The 16,576-nt window shown below is 58.6% G+C and carries 15 protein-coding genes and 1 tRNA gene; 8 read left to right on the forward strand and 8 right to left on the reverse strand.

The window, feature by feature from the left end; genetic code table 11:
* The coding region (locus H1Y01_RS19430; protein ID WP_219341190.1) for a hypothetical protein at positions 1 to 198 on the reverse strand (198 nt) is incomplete at its 3' end.
* A gap of 121 nt (positions 199 to 319) precedes the next feature.
* On the opposite strand from H1Y01_RS19430, the gene H1Y01_RS02030 reads away from it, so the two are divergent.
* A complete protein-coding gene (locus H1Y01_RS02030) occupies positions 320 to 1,477 on the forward strand; it encodes a hypothetical protein (RefSeq protein WP_180538426.1) in 1,158 nt (385 codons plus the stop codon).
* A gap of 1 nt (position 1,478) precedes the next feature.
* Positions 1,479 to 2,678, forward strand: a complete 1,200-nt coding sequence (locus H1Y01_RS02035) for a hypothetical protein (RefSeq protein ID WP_180538427.1) — start codon at positions 1,479 to 1,481, stop codon at positions 2,676 to 2,678.
* A gap of 178 nt (positions 2,679 to 2,856) precedes the next feature.
* On the opposite strand, the gene H1Y01_RS02040 is transcribed toward H1Y01_RS02035, so the two are convergent.
* Together H1Y01_RS02040 and H1Y01_RS02045 are read right to left on the reverse strand one after the other, a co-directional pair.
* A complete protein-coding gene (locus tag H1Y01_RS02040) occupies positions 2,857 to 3,768 on the reverse strand; it encodes a Nif3-like dinuclear metal center hexameric protein (RefSeq protein ID WP_180538428.1) in 912 nt (303 codons plus the stop codon).
* 10 nt (positions 3,769 to 3,778) lie between these two features.
* Positions 3,779 to 4,672, reverse strand: a complete 894-nt coding sequence (locus H1Y01_RS02045) for a hypothetical protein (protein WP_180538429.1) — start codon at positions 4,670 to 4,672, stop codon at positions 3,779 to 3,781.
* Between the two features lie 122 nt (positions 4,673 to 4,794).
* Between H1Y01_RS02045 and H1Y01_RS02050 the strand changes: the two genes are divergently transcribed.
* On the forward strand, positions 4,795 to 5,943 hold the full coding sequence (locus H1Y01_RS02050) for a glycoside hydrolase family 172 protein (protein ID WP_180538430.1): 1,149 nt from the start codon (positions 4,795 to 4,797) through the stop codon (positions 5,941 to 5,943).
* 134 nt (positions 5,944 to 6,077) lie between these two features.
* Positions 6,078 to 6,647 carry a hypothetical protein gene (locus H1Y01_RS02055; protein ID WP_180538431.1) on the forward strand — a complete coding sequence of 190 codons (570 nt, stop codon included), beginning with the start codon at positions 6,078 to 6,080 and terminating at the stop codon, positions 6,645 to 6,647.
* A 54-nt stretch (positions 6,648 to 6,701) separates the two neighbouring features.
* On the opposite strand, the gene H1Y01_RS02060 is transcribed toward H1Y01_RS02055, so the two are convergent.
* Positions 6,702 to 7,736 carry a poly(ethylene terephthalate) hydrolase family protein gene (locus H1Y01_RS02060; RefSeq protein WP_180538432.1) on the reverse strand — a complete coding sequence of 345 codons (1,035 nt, stop codon included), beginning with the start codon at positions 7,734 to 7,736 and terminating at the stop codon, positions 6,702 to 6,704.
* 715 nt (positions 7,737 to 8,451) lie between these two features.
* On the opposite strand from H1Y01_RS02060, the gene H1Y01_RS02065 reads away from it, so the two are divergent.
* Positions 8,452 to 10,044, forward strand: a complete 1,593-nt coding sequence (locus H1Y01_RS02065) for an outer membrane protein assembly factor BamB family protein (RefSeq protein ID WP_180538433.1) — start codon at positions 8,452 to 8,454, stop codon at positions 10,042 to 10,044.
* Between the two features lie 438 nt (positions 10,045 to 10,482).
* Positions 10,483 to 11,070: a hypothetical protein gene (locus H1Y01_RS02070; protein WP_180538434.1), complete on the forward strand. Its 588-nt coding sequence runs from the start codon at positions 10,483 to 10,485 to the stop codon at positions 11,068 to 11,070.
* A 14-nt stretch (positions 11,071 to 11,084) separates the two neighbouring features.
* Here H1Y01_RS02070 and H1Y01_RS02075 read toward each other — a convergent pair.
* Both H1Y01_RS02075 and H1Y01_RS02080 read right to left on the reverse strand, forming a co-directional pair.
* Positions 11,085 to 11,161, reverse strand: a tRNA-Arg gene (locus H1Y01_RS02075).
* Positions 11,162 to 11,193: 32 nt separating this feature from the next.
* Complete coding sequence (locus tag H1Y01_RS02080; protein WP_180538435.1) at positions 11,194 to 12,546, reverse strand: metal-dependent hydrolase family protein; 1,353 nt, start codon at positions 12,544 to 12,546, stop codon at positions 11,194 to 11,196.
* Between the two features lie 54 nt (positions 12,547 to 12,600).
* Here H1Y01_RS02080 and H1Y01_RS02085 point away from each other — a divergent pair, with 54 nt between their 5' ends.
* Positions 12,601 to 14,133 carry a hypothetical protein gene (locus H1Y01_RS02085; protein WP_180538436.1) on the forward strand — a complete coding sequence of 511 codons (1,533 nt, stop codon included), beginning with the start codon at positions 12,601 to 12,603 and terminating at the stop codon, positions 14,131 to 14,133.
* Between the two features lie 10 nt (positions 14,134 to 14,143).
* Here the strand turns inward: H1Y01_RS02085 and H1Y01_RS02090 are convergent, their stop codons facing one another.
* On the reverse strand, positions 14,144 to 14,590 hold the full coding sequence (locus tag H1Y01_RS02090) for a CBS domain-containing protein (RefSeq protein ID WP_180538437.1): 447 nt from the start codon (positions 14,588 to 14,590) through the stop codon (positions 14,144 to 14,146).
* A 513-nt stretch (positions 14,591 to 15,103) separates the two neighbouring features.
* On the reverse strand, positions 15,104 to 15,940 hold the full coding sequence (locus tag H1Y01_RS02095; RefSeq protein WP_180538438.1) for a hypothetical protein: 837 nt from the start codon (positions 15,938 to 15,940) through the stop codon (positions 15,104 to 15,106).
* A 422-nt stretch (positions 15,941 to 16,362) separates the two neighbouring features.
* Here H1Y01_RS02095 and H1Y01_RS19435 point away from each other — a divergent pair.
* The coding region (locus H1Y01_RS19435; protein ID WP_219341191.1) for a hypothetical protein at positions 16,363 to 16,576 on the forward strand (214 nt) is incomplete at its 3' end.

Here is a 16,576-nt window from a genome sequence, read left to right on the forward strand (position 1 = left end):
AACATATGGATCGTAGTAGGTGGCGACGGCGCGCAGGCGAACCGGGTACCCTCGCCGTGCTTCCTCCACGGTGAGGCTGTGCACAGCGCGGGCGTTGGTCAGCACGCGCATTGGAGGCGCACTGGCAGGGCGCGCGTTCGGCAGCAGGCAGCAAACCATGCATGCGGCGCAGATCCACAAGGCCGCGCGCCTTCGCACTTTTCTCCTGATGTCTTCGTGCAGCCAACCCATCAAGCAGCTAATCGGATGTTGATCGCGAGCACTTTAGGGAGTCGGGCGAAATTGCGCCTGCATTTCACGTAGAATCGGGAATACCCCGATGAGTTCTCCGTGGAACAGCGGACGCAGCCCGCGACAGATTGCGCACTCCATCGCGCACAGCCGGCGCGAGTTCCTCCGTGCCACTACCGGCGCTGCGCTGGCGTTGTCGACCACGCGTGCCGGAGCCGCCGTGGTCCCCACCAGGAAAGTCGTCGTCGTCACGTTCGGAGGCGGCGCGCGCGATCAGGAAACGTTTATGCCGGAGGGCCAGGAAAACATCCCGCTCCTCCTCTCGGAACTCATTCCGCAAGCCACCTTCTTCACGCAGGTGGTCAACCGCGGCATTCTCGGCCACTACGTCGCGACTGCCAGTCTCGCCACCGGCGCCTATGAGACGTTCAACAACTTCGCCGCAGTTGCACCCAGCAATCCGACGGTATTCGAGTACTTTCGCAAAGACCTCAAGCGCCCGGCGAGCGACGCCTGGGTGATCGCCCCGAGCAACGGTTTCAACCGGATCGGAGAAAGCGAGCACCGCTCCTACGGCGTGGGGTTAGGGGCGCGCGTCGTCTTACCGAAGCGCCTGCTTGGTTCCGCCCTCTCGCCTCGCGACGCGCTGCTCTACGACCACCTGCTGCGCGACAACTATGAGACGCCGCTCTATGCTCCAGATATCGGCGGAGACTCGATGCAACTGCATGAGCTCGCCGAAATTCTTAAGTTGTCGGTCAGCGATTTCTCCGCGCATGCGCAATCTCTGGCCAGTCCCGACGAGTTGTCCGTCTACATCGCCCGCCGCTTGATGCAGCAGCTCGCGCCCAGTATGATCTGGATCACGCTGCACGACATCGACGTTGCGCATTCCGGGGCGTTCTCCTTATATATCGATGGCATTCGCCGCTCGGATCGTTTATGCGCGACGCTTTGGCGAACGATTCAGTCGGAGCCGGAGTACGCGGGCAAAACGAACTTGTTTATCCTTCCGGATTTCGGGCGCGATTCGGATGAGGACCCCGGCGGCAACGGCTTCCAGCACCATCGAACGGGAGACGCGCTGTCGCGCACTACGTGGATGCTGGCGCTCGGTCCCGGCATCCGCCAGAACGTGGTGGTCGACCGTCCCGTGCAATCGGTCGATCTGGTTCCAACGCTCGGTGCGCTGCTCGGCTTCGCGTCGCCCTATTCGCAAGGGAAAGCTTTGACGGAGGTGCTGTAGGATGCATCCCGCGGACCTGCAGGCTATCGATTTCGCCGCGTACCCGCCGCACGCCAAGGCGGTCGCGACGCGTGAGATCCAACTGCTGCGGGCGCTGCCGATCGCGTTTTTGCCTCTGTTACTTCGCGAACTGATCGATTATGACTGGAAGTTTCCCGCCGAGCGCGCGGAACTCGATCATCAGTTCTCGTACCTGGATTCAAAGACGGCTGCGGAAGTCAGCAGTTTGATGCGGCCTTTTGCAGAGCTGAAGATTACCGCCGATCTGCTGCAGTTCGATTGGGTGAACGATCCAGTGCAGTTCTCGGAAAAACTCAGCGCGAATCTCTGGGCTTCGCAACAAATGGAAGCCTTCCGCAAAGCTTCGATCGAGTATGTGCATCAGGTCGCACTTGCGCGCCCTGAACCTAAGTTACCCGGCGCGCGCGTATCCATCTTGTTAGTCGGTCAAGGCGTCACAAAGACTAAGTATCCGCTCTTCCGTAAGCTGCGCGAGCATGGTGTCTATTACACTAACGTTGCGCCCGAAGGCGGCTATGCTTCCGCTCTGGAAGTTATAACTAAGCGCGCGCAACAGTACCCCGCGCCGTTTGCTCACTGGTATGTGGAGGGCGGCAAGGCCGATGGGCAGCCGCAGGGTGTATCGGTTGTCTCCTACTCGTCGCTCGAGCCCGCGCGTGCCAAGCTGATCGATAAGATGATCCAGACGATGAAGCCGGGCGGCGGCGGACCGGAACGCCTTCGCACGGATCTGGCGCGCATGCAACCGGCCGAGGTCGGCTTACCCGGCAACGGCGATGACGCCCTGCTCAGCCGCTTCAAACTCGCGCTGTTGACGCAAGGCTCCGGCACGCAGATGTTCAGTACGACCTTCGTGCAATGGACCGCCCGCGAAGTGTTACGCCGCGCACAGCCGCTTACGCTGTTTGCGCGGTTCGCGCCGCGTCAGTCGGAACCCGCGGTGCGTCCGCCGGGTTTGAATCCGGCGGCGACCGATCCGGCGGCTTCATTAGTCGATGCCGATATGGGCGCTTACTACACGTGGATCAATCAACAGCGTTTGAGCGGCGCGGCTGACGCGCGGTTTCTGGTTTGGTTCGAGGAACACCGCGAAGCTTTCAGTTCCGCGCCTTCGCTAGGACGGGGCGAGACGAATGATAAGCCCGTGGCGATCGAAGAGCTAATAACGCGGCTTGCATGAAAGTAAGTGATGAATATAGAAAGCACCGCTCACTTACGTGCGCGGCTCAGTAATTCACCTTGTACGGAGTGATGAAAGGGGACCGTACAGCCCCACTCCGAGCCCGACCGAAAGGGAGGGTTCTCCGCGGTCCGCCGCATTGATCCTATCCGGGCGGAACGGTGTATCTTGGGGTCATTTAAGTAGGCGTCCAGAAAGGTTCACCTGCCGGAATCCACTGAATGGGAACCTCGGGAACGAACGTCTTTAACCACTTAGCGCACTCCTCCATGCCGGGATCCTCGGAAGTAACGTGTCCAAGAATGATCAGCGACTTATTCATCCCGCAAGCCACCGCATCTTTGACGTACTCCACGTTTTCCCACTCTCTAGGCTCTCCAACAACGAGCACATCGACATCGCTGCGCTCCAGAGTCTTCATACCTGACGCCAAAGCGGAATAGCCTGGCTCGAGCGCCACATTCCGCACGCGGGCATTCGGATTGCCAACCACGCGCGTCACGCGGCTCTTTAGCCGGGATTGCATCGCCGAGGCTAAGTCGTTCAAAGAAGTATCGGGCAGTGTAAAGAACTGGCGCCCCTGATAGTTACCGCCGGACGCTGTGCGATCAACCTTCTGATACTGACTCCATCCCAACGTGCTGACGATACCGGTGAGGATACCATCCGGCTCGCGGCGGTGCCAATGATCGTGAAACCGCCAGATGACCAACCCATTCGACTTGATGAAGCGCTGCTTGGCGATATACACCGGATCGTTGTCGAAGCCCGTTGTCTCGTCCAGATGGTTCCAGAAGGTCGGCTCATGCGTGATGACAAGGTTGCTTCCTGAACTCGCAGCCTTCTTCAACACGTCCATCGTGGACATGACGGTCGTACAAATGCCTTTTACCGGCGTGTTCGGATCGCCTGCTTTGAAGGTGTCGACAGTGTTAGCCTGCCAGGCAACGCCTACATGCTGCTGGATCCGCTGGATGACTTCATTAGCCGTTATCGCGGCCGATTGTGCTTCAGCCGGCGCTGCCAGCGAAGCAAGTGATGTTCCGGCAATAACTCCGAACTCACGTCGCGAAAGAGTGTACCTGTTCATATCACCTAGCCTAGTTACTCCGAAGGAACCCGGAAACCGATCTGTCCCACGTTCGCGTCATAAAGGTAGTCAGCGCCCGCCAACACGTTTGGCCCCGTACATCGCCGGTGACGAAAGAGTACTGGAATGCCGGTTGACTTATCTCATCCGCCGGCGGAGCGGATGCGGTTATCGCGATGCCGCCTGGAAACGCGGAATCGCTTGGCAGATTGGGCGGCGCGCTGTCGGCGCTCATCCATAGAATCATGTTGTCTATGCCCGTATCCACTAAGAGCGGCAACATGGTGCTGAAGCCGTCAGCGCTGAAGTCGTCTGTCAAGCTCACGCTTGCGGGCGGTTGCATCCAATCGTTCCCGGACGGGTTGCGATCCAGGGGGATCAACAAGAAGCAATCCGTGTTACTCGGGGTTCGACCTATGTTAATGCCTTGAGTGCTGATGATGTAACCGTGGCCAAGCTGCGCCTCCCGGTAGGCTACATGGAGGAGCGGATTGCTAGCTGGTCCGCCATCGGCTAGTCCGCCGATCCCGAAGCCGATGCCGAGTAGTCCGCCATCGAATCCCGCAGGCTGGTCAACCGCGAAAACCTCGCCGTGAGCAATCGGGTAGTCGCCTGTGCCATCCCACTCCGCCGGCACACCGAGAACAACAGGAACTTTAACCCATTGCCCCCTATATACGTTGCCGCTACTTATGTACCCGAACTCGACGTCCTGGGAGGGATCGAAGTCTTGATAGTTCGGGCCGAGGACTTGCCGGGGCACAAGAATGCCAACCGATCCCGTATCGACCAGAAACGCGTGAGGCGCTCCGCCGCCTAGCGCTGCGCCGACGTGGAAACCAATGGACAAGTTCGAGTCCGAGGTAAAGGGTACTTCGTAGCTGATATCGTTTGCTTGGTCCATGTGCAGCTCCAACACAGCTCATTGTAGTCTCTGCGAATCGCGGCGGGCAACACGAATCGATCCAGCCATTTCGCTGCGCTACGACTAATAACGCCGGCTTGGAGACGAGCTAACGTAGGAAGATGCCGGACACGCGGACGTACATCGTCGCTACAACGCTTACCGCTTCCGTTCTGTTAGCCTCGGCCGCCTCAGCGCAGCAGCGCGGCCCGCTCGATGGGCTGGCTAATTTGAGCGATGCCGTTTCTAACCGTGCCTCGAGTGCGGACCGATCGGGAGGTAATGCCGACTGGATCGCAGTGAAAGCACACTCAACCGCGACGCTGGCGCAGATCGATGGCGCCGGTTCAATCAAACATATCTGGTTCACTATTAACTCGCCCAGTCCTTTTCATCTACGCGAGTTAGTGATCCGAATGTATTGGGACGGCGAGGCCGAACCCAGTGTGGAGGTTCCGATCGGCGACTTCTTCGGCACCGGGTTCGAGTACGAGGATGTCCCCGGCGGCCACCGCGGACAGAAGTATCAGTCGTGGTGGTCTCTTCCTCTCACCGTCCAAGACCGCGCACTGAACTGTTATTTCGACATGCCGTTTGGGTCGGGCGCGCGCATCACGGTCAGTAACGATGGAGGCGAGGATATTCCGAATCTTTACTTCCACATCGATTACCAGCAGTACCCGAACCCGCAAGCCGTCGCGCAGAAAGGCCGTTTTCACGCTCAGTGGAGGCACGCGCTCACTCGTGCCGTACCCGAAGCTGAATCCCACGGCGTTAACATTGACGGCGCGAACAACTATGTGTTCATGGAGGCGGCGGGAAAAGGTCAGTATGTGGGCACAATACTGAATGTATTCGGACGCTCGACAGGATGGTGGGGCGAAGGCGACGATATGTTCTTTGTCGACCGTTCCGAGGGCGGCAAACCGATCCTGGGCACCGGCATGGAGGATTACTTCAACAACGCATGGATGTTTCAGGCGCCGTTTAGTTATCCATTTATCGGATACTCCCAACAAGGCAACCGCGACTGGACCGGGAGCCATACAATGTACCGCTTCCACATCCAGGATCCGATCTACTTCCAGCACTCACTACGCGCCACGATCGAACATGGACACGCAAATGCCAGGGCCGACGAATACACCAGCGTGGCCTTTTGGTATCAAACGGAACCGCATGCCAAGTTTCCGGAGTTACCGCCAGTTCCCGCCCGTCTGCCCACGGCTTTCTGGAGGATAGACAAGATCGATCGTAACCTCCCGAACTAAGTTCCCTTACCCTCTGTCTCGCGTTAGTAAAACGATCCGTTTGTCGAGCCGTCGCAGGCGTAGCTTTAGAGGACGATCCGGCGGACGCAGGTGATATACTTTGCTGGCCTGGTCACCCGGGCTGGAGATAAAAGATGAAAACGCAAACGCTTCTGCTGTCACTCCTCGCACTTTCCGCATGGACGGCTTCCGCTCAAGTGGATATCCCGCTCCTGAATACCACTTTTGATTTAGATCAATTACAGTGCTCGCCCAGCGGTAACTGCGCCACCTACGGTATCTCAGGTTGGTTATCCGGCCCGGAGACTTCTCTGCTTAAGGCATCATCTTCGCAATTTAAAGGTGTCAACGCGGAGGGTCTGTATGTTGCGGCCCTCGGCAACACAAGCGGGACGGGTTCTATCTTGCAAACGCTTGGCGATACGCTTCAGGCCAACACCACTTACATTCTTAAAGTGAAGATTGGCGCGCGTTCGGATTACCCCTTTACCGGATACTCAGCGGGACTTGTAGCTGGGAACGTCACGGTGGCTTCGGGCGACAGTGCAACCCCGGTGGGTGGCGCTTTTGTGATCGAAGAGATCACCTACAACTCTGGAGCCACTCCCGCGCAATTAGGGAAGCCGCTCCAGGTTTTCGTAAAGAGTCTTGGGACCGGGCAGGCTGATGTCGCCGCCGTAATACTTACGGCCACCCCGGACTAAGTCCGGGTTTGTTTGGCTTGCGCCGGGATGCGGAACGTGGCAAGCCGGCGCGCCCTATTGCTGCAGACTTAGCGGAGTAACTGGAGTACCGTCGCTCCAATCGCCCATGTTGATCTGCTCTTGAGAGCCATGGCCCAGACCATAGGAGCACTGCTCGGCGTAGATGGTGCAGTTGAAGAGACCGACGCTTAACTTCCAGGTCACGTTGTAATCACGATCATCGACACCGGAATCGTCGTCGCCCACTCCGTTGGTGTCCGGGAACCAGTGATCGCCTAATTGGGCAGGCGATCCATGAGAATCCGTAATCACCTCCAGGAAATCTCGCTTATCGGTCGGAATAACATTCTCGATCGAACTCCAGATGGCCAGCGCCGTGGGTATATCCATCGTATCTTCGTCGGCATCTACCAGCACCACACTTATTGTAGGACTGATATTTGAGAAGTTGGTGGATAAGGTACCGTTATATCCTATGCCGGGAGTAAATGCGGCGATCGCTCGCGGAAGCGGTACGCCTAATACGGGAGTTACCGTGAGCTGCTGCGCGACGGCGAACGACTCAACAGCGCCCATCGAATGCCCGGCAAATAGCGTTTGCATCCCAAACTTATCTACTGTAGGCGGAATCAGACCATCGGTCCCGTACTTCAGGAGAACCAGTGCGGCTTCCCAGGAGCGGAGAATACTGGCCGTGAACTCGGCCGGCTCCAAGGTGTAATCGTAATAGGGGTAGACGACCGTGTAACCCTTCTTAACGAGGTGCTGAAGCCAGTAAATATAGTTGTTCGGGCTGTCGCCAGCCGGATATCCTTCGATTGTCAGAAAGTAGCCATGTAGGAACATCACAACTGGAAAGGAACCGGGGAGAGTCGCACCGTTCGGCTGGTAAATCATGAATTCCGAATACGGCGCTCGATCCAGGCTGGAATAATACGGCCCGTAAGTAGTCACCGAGCTGTAAGGATATACGCTGCCGCCCGGTCCTGTAATCGGCTGACCCGGTGGCGTGGGGGTTTGAGCGAACGCGTGTACGGCTGGAATTGCGAGCAGTACGAAGACTCGCAGAAGGGTGGAAGGGTTAGGCATACTGGAGTGTGTATATTCTACCTGAAGCCGTGCCTTATGTATAGCTAACGGGCGGGGTGGCGGCGAGTCTTAGCTTTAGCACATAAGTTGTGTTTCGCCTGAAGAGTATCCCCGGGCGTTGGCAAGATAGAACCTGTCGAGGACGCGGTGCCGATAGCCGCAGTAAGCAACCCTTGCGGTGGTGCGTCCTTAAATTGAGTGCTGAAAGGCTTCAGCAGGTAGGTATTCGGGCCACATAACAACCCGTGATGCTACGGGCATCGCAGTCCGCCCCCGCCGAACATGAGTCTCTCCAGCCTGTGACAGGGCGCGCGCTGTATCGCACGTTCGACTTCCAGACAGGCTGACGGGCCCTGTTTTGTATTCTGTCACCGCTGGATCGAAGCCCGAATGTGTGACCCGAAAGTTTGAAAACCGGCCTCGCTCTGCGGGCTTGCGGGCAATAAGAATTCGGACACGCGCACGTCCTCGCAGGCATTCCGGACAGCTCCGGCAAAACAATGAAAGTGAAAGGGTTGCGGCCCACAGCCCGGAATTTCGGGCCGTAGAGTGCGCTTCGATCGGGGCCGCCCAAAAGCCCCCGGCCGTAATATTTTTGCGCGGAAGCCAAGATTTTACTGGTAAATTGTTTGCGGTTTGTTTAACAATAGAAGACTCGCCGTACTACAATCTCGCGGCAGTCTTGCCGCCCCTGTAAGGAGAATCGCGATCCGTGATGCAGAGAAGACCCGTCGTCCCGACCCTGGTGTTCGCGATGATCATTACGGGGTGTTTGGCGTTACCGGCCTTCGGCGAGGATTGGCCGATGTTCGGGCAAAATTCAGCTAATACAGCTGGCACGCATACGGCGAACGCGAGTCTGTCGCCCCAACAAATCAGCGGGCTGACACTCAAGTGGAAATTTACGACGGGCGGGGACGTATCGGCGCGAGCCGCTGTGGTCGATAAGGTGGTCTTCTTCCCGGACTGGGCAGGGAATCTGTATGCCTTGAGCGCGGCGAACGGAAATCTGATCTGGTCGCATCAACTCTCGGACTATGGTCTTGCCGCCGGCACGGTCGCGCGCACGAGCCCCGCGATTGCGGGCGGGCTTCTCTATATAGGCACGCAATATGTTGCTCCACCGGCAGGCTCCACGGTACAGCCGCCCACCGGTTGGCTGTTGGCGATTAATGCGAGGACGGGCGCCCTGGTCTGGAAGGTTCAGCCGGATACTTCGAATCCCTTTCCTGTCATCACGTCATCGTTGACTGTCGCGGGGAACGTGGTGTACGTGGGGATGACTTCGAATGAGGAGTACGCATCGAGGAACCCCTCCTATGTCTGCTGCTCGACGCGAGGCAGCGTGGTGGCCGTGAACGCGCTTACCGGCGCGGTGCTGTGGCAGCAGTTCACCGTTCCCGCGGGCTACACCGGAGGCGGTGTGTGGGGCGGCAATCCGGTTGTAGACACAAACCGCGGAACCGTATTTGTGGGCACGGGGAATAACTACAGTATTCCTACCGATCTGGCGTACCTGTCGTGCGTGGCGGCGGGCGGTACAGATGCCGCGTGCCTTTCACCAGAGGACCATGCGGATTCCATTGTGGCGCTCGACATGACCACCGGTGCTGTCAAATGGGCAACACGTTTAATGGGCTGGAACCAGTCCGGCGTGTTAAACGGCCAAGATTTCTGGAACTATGCCTGTGTTGTGAATCCTTATACCGAGTGTCCCGTACCCACGGGTCCCGACTACGACTTCGGCTCCGCTCCGAATGAAGTGACGTATGGGGGAAGCAGCGGATCCCAAACGATTATCGGCGCGGGACAGAAGAGCGGGATTTACTACGCGCTGGATCCGGACACCGGCGAGGAACTCTGGCACACGCAGGTCGGTCCGGGATCGACGCTGGGTGGGTTGATGTGGGGCTCGGCTTCGGATGCCCATCGCATCTATGTTGCGGTGTCTAACTACCACGGTGAGGCTTATGCCGCCGGAAATGCGGGTTCATGGGCCGCGCTCAATCCCGCGACGGGAGCGATCTTGTGGCAGGTAGCCGACCCCAATCTCGCGTGTGATATGGCCCCGGTGACAGTTGTCGATGGGGCGGTACTTGTAGCATCCATGGCGGACGGAGCAAGTGCTCCGACGATGTTTGCGCTCAACGCAGCCACGGGGGCGATTGCCTGGAGTTTCGCGGCTGGATCGTCGGTCATTGCGGGCGCCTCGGTGTCGGGAGGAATGGTTTTCTGGGGCTCCGGTTATGCCCATCTGGCAATCGCCGGCTTTACGGGCAATAATCAGTTCTACGCGTTCGGGAAGTAGCGTCGTTTGAGTTAGCCGCCCTTAGGGTCGCGCCTACGGATCTAGGTTGCGATAGGCAATAATTCCAAGCTCAGAGTCGGGAGATGCACCCGAAAGTCCGGGTTTTTTTGAGACTAAAACCCAGGTCTGAAGTCTGCATCGCAATCTGTCCCTGTTACATTAGGAGTTTATATGCCAAAGTCACTGTTGAAGTGTCCGTTCTGTTCGAAAACCTCCTCCCACGGAGCAGGTCTAGCCTCGCACATCAGGAGTGCTCACCCTGAGGAACATGCGAGCGCCGGGAGTCCGTTTGAGGCTCCGGTGAGACCAAACGCGCCAGACCCCAGTCCGGTAACGCTGGCCACCTCCCTGATTAAAGGGGGAGCCGATTCAACGCGGGATCTTCTGGGCAAAGCCTATGCCCAACTGACCCAACGCAAACGCGTGATAGAGGAACAGTTGAGCCGCTTTGATGATTTAAAGATAGAGTTGGAGACGATCGATGCGCAAGTGGAATCGCTGAAAGGCACGGTCACGCTGTTCGGGATTACCGAACAACCGGCCGGTTCACCCGAGTCGGGAGAAGCCGTCGTCCTTGAGTTGGAGACGCCGGTTGCAACATCCGCAGACGCCGAGGGATTGGAGTTCACGGGCAACAAGAGAGATTTCGTAACTGCCATTGTCAAGTCGCGGGGTTCCGAGGGAATCACGCCCAGGGAGATCGAGAGGATCTTTTCCGACCGGAAGATCGAGAAAGGGCGAAATCTGATTTATAACGCGCTGAGCTTGCTCGTGAAACAAGGGCGAATGAAGCGCGATGGCGGCAGGTACACAATCGCCGGCGCGAGGCAGTCCGCTGTGCATAAAACCAGAGGGGCCGGGAAGCGCGAAAAGGCGCCCTCCGCGTCTACCGCACGCCGGAGTGGCGGCTTGACTCCCGAGGGACGCCAGAAACTTGCTGAGGCGATGAAGAAGAGATGGGCCGCGAAGCGGGCAGCGGCGCAAACAAGAAGGGGTCCCGGCAGGCCGCGGAAAGTGGTTGCCTAGCCGCCCTTTCTAATTGGTGCGCCCGGCACGACTCGAACGTGCGACCTTTTGGTTCGTAGCCAAACGCTCTATCCAACTGAGCTACGGGCGCGAGGAGGGACTTCGACCCCAGAATAACATGCCCTAGCGGGCGGCCGAAGCGGTCGTGCCCGCGGTCGCCGGCGCAGCGCTGCCCGGCGCCCGGTCGTTCCGGTAGACCACACCGTCCTTCATCACGAACAGCACGCGTTCGGTCGCGGTTATGTCGTTGGTCGGGTCGCCCGGAACCGCCACCACATCCGCCAACTTGCCCTTCTCTAGCGAGCCGATCTGCGAGGCCATCCCCAACAGATCGGCGTCCACGCTCGTCGCCGCCCGAAGCGCATCCAGCGGCTTCATCCCGAGCCCGGTCATTAACGCGAACTCATGCGCATTGCGTCCATGCGGATACACCGCGGCATCCGTTCCGAACCCTATGATTACGCCCAATTCAAGCGCGCGCTGGAAGGTATGATTCAGGCTGGCAATCGCCGCCCGAGCCTTGGCTGCTATCTGTGGCGGATAGTAAGCGCCATGCTCCAGACGCTCTCCCAACCACCACGGCGCCATCAACGTCGGGATGTAACGAGTCCCCCGGGCCTTCATCATCTGCAGGGCTTCCTCATCCAGAAATGACCCATGCTCAATAGAATCGATCCCCGCCCGGATAGCCCTCTTCGCGCCGGTCGCCCCGTGCGCGTGCGCCGCGGTCTTCCTGCCGAGCGCGTGAGCCTCATCCACCAGCGCGTTCAACTCCTCTTGGGTCAATTGGGGGCTATCGACCGCGTCCGCCATACTCAGCACCCCGCCCGTCGCGCAAGTCTTGATAACATCCGCGCCATACTTCACGGCCAGCCTTACGGCCCGCCGCGCTTCATCCGGACCGTTGATCACGCCGTCCGTCGGATCAGTCTCTCTTCCGAACAATCCGGCGCGAAAGCCGGTCGTATCGCAATGCCCCCCAGTCGCGCCGATCGCATGGACGCATACCAGCATGCGTGGACCGATGATCTTACCGCTTCGGACCGCGTTGCGCAGACCGACATCCATATAGTCTTCGGAACCTACATCGCGAACCGTGGTGAAGCCCGCCAGCAGAGTTACCCGAAGATTCGGAACGGCGTCGAGTGTCATCTCTGAAACCGGTTTCTGCAGGGTATCCAGCTCGCCCTGGTTCCAATCGTCGGTGTATTGCATTGATAAGTGCGTGTGCGCGTCGATGAAGCCGGGTAGCAAGGTGGCGTCACCCAACTCGTAAGTTACGGCATCGGGAGGCACGGCGGCACCCGTGCCGACGCCCAGGATTTTGCCCTCGGCGATCACTACCATCCCCGGACGAACGAGTGCGTTTGCCTTGCCGTCGAACAGGCGCGCGGCTTTCAGGACAATGGGTGGCTCCGCCGGGACGCACATAGCGGTGAGCACCAGCGCCGCCAAAGTTCGATTGAGTTGTGGCAAGCGTCCATCATAGTGGAATCGGGTTGGGGAGTAAACTACCAAGGTGATTTAGCTATGCGGTTCTTGATTCTTCTCCTCGCGAGTTATTCGTGGGCTCAATCGACCGCTACTCAGCCGCCGGCTAAGAAGAAAACTCCCGCGACTCCTAAAGAACTCGGCGCCGAACTGGTGAATTCCGCCTTCGACACGGCGGGCTCGGCTTCGGCCGGAGCGCAACCATATCTACTCTGGCGCATAGCCGATGTCCTCGCTGCGATCGACAGCCGGAAAGCTCTGGACGCGCTGAATCAGGCGTTCGCCGACGCCGCCATTCTGGGCGAGAACAGCGCCAGCCTCCAAAGTATGGTGGCGCGATCGGCGGCTGAACTCGATCTGCCTCGAACCGTAGAAATGCTGCGCACCATCACGGTTCCTTACGGATCCTATGACCCGCGCGAGAGCGCGATCGGCCAGGTGGTCGGACAGCGAATCGCTAAGAACCAGATCAATGCGGCCGTCGATCTCTTGAACCTCCTCGGTGGTAACGGGCCTTATCCGTATGCCGCGGTCGGCAGCATTCTGGCGGCAGTTCCCAACGAAGACGATCCACGCCGTCTGCTCGCTTTTGGCGGCGCGCTCACCGGTTATCAGGCGCATCCCGGCGAAGGCTTCGGCAGACTGCTGACTAACTACTGGGAGAAGCTACCGCGCCCTATAGTCACCCATGCTCTCGACGTGATCGTGGAAACGGTCACATCCTATAAAGACGAAGATAGCCACGTGTCGATTACCTATATTGGCGCGAAGGGTCAGGCGACTCTAAGTACCGACCGCGATGCTCAACTGTTTCAAATCCTCGTGCCGCTTCAGGCCTGCGAGCCGGAGAAGGTGAAGGACTTGTTCGATAAGTATCCCGATTTCAAAACGGCCGCTCAATTGTTTCCCAACGGAAATAACTGGAAAGACATAACCGGTATGAGTATGTCAATGAAGAGCGGTTCAACCAACGCGGCGCCGAATCCGGCGAGCGATTTTGCCGCGAACAGCCGGCTTGTCAGTCAGGCGGTTGAGACGGCGTCCAAAGACCTGCCGGCTGGAATCGACCTGGCAAAAAATATCCAGAACCCTGAGTACCGAGGCGAAGCGCTGCGCCAGATTGCCGCCGCGCGCGCGGATTCCAACCCATCGACTGCGCATGATCTGCTCGAAAAAGCCGTAGCGGCGTTCGTCGCCACGCCGGACGGCCGCAGCCTTGACGGGTCAAGTCAGTACTTACTCACGGCCTTCGGCACTGCCCGTAAGTTAAAAGACGATGACCTCGCGCGCGAAATTGTTGACCGCACCCTCGACCTCGCCGCCCGTCTGTACAAGGTCGATTCCGATTCGGACGATCCGAACCTCGCGCCCGTCGACTTCTGGCCGTCGCTGCACATCTATCGCGAAGCTATGCGTAGCGCGGTGATTCTGGAACAGATGAAGGCGCCGGCGCGTTTGCAGACGATTCGGAATACCGACGTGTTCCTGTTCTGCCAGGTCGCCATGGCCGCCGCGCTGCTGGACCGTTATCAGGACTACTCGACAAGCGTCCAGCACGCGGCGAAGAACTAACGACCTTGCTTCAAAACTGGCCGGCGATATAACTGTGCAGCTGCTCGATGGTCTTCTCGTGCGACGTGATCACCCACTTCACGCAATCGCCGATAGAAACAATCCCGAGCGCTCTCCCGCTGCGATTGAGCACCGGCAGATGGCGCACGCGATGCTGCGTCATGGTGCGCATCGCTTCGTCCACCGAGCAGTCGGCCGTCACCGTGATCGGCGGCGACACCATAATCTCGCCCACGGTCGTGGTTCGCGAAGAACGTCCCATGAGGATGATCTTGCGGGCATAATCGCGTTCCGACAACAGGCCCACGATTTCGCCTCCATGCTCCACCAGGAGTGCCCCGATCTCTTTGTCCGCCATCAATTCAAGCGCTTCATACACAGTCGCGCCGGGAGCGATTGACCACACCGGGCCATCCTTTCCCTTCAAAATACCGGAAATAGGGTCGCGTACTTCCATCTTGTTTTTAGCTCCTTTAGATCGCCCGATCGCCCACCGTGCGTGCAAGTATACGTAAGAATTCACTTCGTTACAACCGGGTTGCATGAAAAAATCGTCGATTTGCATGCAAAAATACCAGCGAGCCCCCGAGCTGCGTGTTCGAGTGTCTCGGAAAGGGCCGGATGCGGGTTGGAGTAATGCGCAATCGTCGGTTGTCGCCCGCGGCAACGAAGCCGGTGAATGCCTGGACTGATGCAAGCGTTCCGGCGCCGGACTCGGAACTCCTTGCTTTGGCCGCTTCGTAAACCGAGGGTCGATCGAGCCATCTGCTCCAAGCTCCTGCCGTGGGCGGGTTTCTCCACCCACGGCATGGCTCCCTCGAAAATGACCCCAACATGCACCGTTCCACCCGGATTGGGTGAACGCGGCGGGCAGTGGAGGACCCTCCCTTTCGGTCGGGCTCGGAGTGGGGCTGTACGGCTCCCTCGACAGGGTCATGCCGACTTAGTACTCTAAGGCGGCTCGTCGCTCTTAATAAGCGGCGGTGTGATAGTACAGTTCCCCGACGCCACTACCGGCCTGATGTACTTCCAGGATCGTCGGTCCGGCAACGGCAATCCGCGGAGCCTCCCCGCTGTCGTAATTAAAAGCGGAGGCCGCGAATCCCACGGTTCCGTCCGATTGCAGACCTCCCGTGTGGTAATAGAGTGAGCCGAGACCAGTTGTGCTTTGATGCACTTCCACAATCGTAGGTCCGGACGCTGCGACGGCCGGCAGCATGCCGTCGTCATAGTTGAAAGCGCTGCCCGCCCAAATCACATTACGGTTGGCGTGGATTTCGCCCGCGTGATAGTAGAGCGGTCCCACCCCAGTGCCGGCCTGATGGACTTCCAGTATGGTTGAACCAGCTACCGCAACCGCGGGAGAGAGTCCGTTGTCGTAGGGGAACGAGGAAGCGGCCCAGTTCACACCTCCGCCGGTCTGAATTTCGCCCGCGTGATAGTAGAGCGGTCCCACTCCAGTGGTCGATTGATGAACTTCTACGATGGTTTGTCCCGCGACGGCTACCGATGGACTTACTCCGGTATCGTACGAGAAGGCCGAAGCCGCCCAGGTTACCGTTCCTCCGGCATTGATTTCGCCGAGATGATAGTACAGCGGTCCGACGCCGGTTCCGGCCTGATGTACTTCGATGATTTTGTTGCCGCTGATGGCGATGGAAGGGGCAAGTCCGGTATCGTACGGGAATGACGAAGCGGCCCAAACGACTGTGCCGTCTTCTTGAATCTTTCCGGTGTGATAGTAGAGGGCCCCTACATCCGTGGTGGATTGATGGACTTCCACGATGATCGGTCCCGAGACCGCCACCGAAGGTGCTTCTCCATCGTCATATGGAAAGGCGCTAGCTGCCCACACAAATTGCGGCTGACCCTGCGCCTGTAGTCCTTGGCTTGTGCCAAGGGCGCCTAACGTTACTGCGATAACCGTGCTGAATAAGTGGAGCGCGGGCCTTCTGGTCCGGGATAAACTTATTCTTGTCGAATGTTTCATTTACTATCTCCTTTAAGTGCAGTTTTAACTGCCTTACCGAAGTTAAGAGAGGAGGCCCTATTCACACAAGCCGCGTATTTGTGCAGGGGGCTGCGATCGGCTTACCTTTCTGCCTAACTCCCGGCGCGGCAACATTGGAGTTGACAACCAACGGGGTCGCCTCGCGGCTGTCAGCGTAGCTGGGAAATAGAGCGTAACCGGGAACCCTCCGGAGATACACTGGGCAGACTGGAGGGATTGTGGTTTGGCGCCCCGGTTTGCTGATGTCCGTCGCGGCGGCACTTGTTCTTAAGGGCCAGGTTCTTAAGGGGGACGTACTGCCGATCCGCGCCTACTCCGCGGCGGATGGCTTGGCCGCCGACCGCGTGACCTGCTCTTTACCCGATACCCGCGGCTTCCTTTGGTTTTGTACGCCTGAAGGACTTTCCCGATTCGACGGTTACCGCTTCGTCA

This window comes from Nevskia soli (assembly GCF_903970205.1).
In the GTDB taxonomy this organism is placed as follows: Bacteria; Acidobacteriota; Terriglobia; order Bryobacterales; family Bryobacteraceae; genus Bog-113.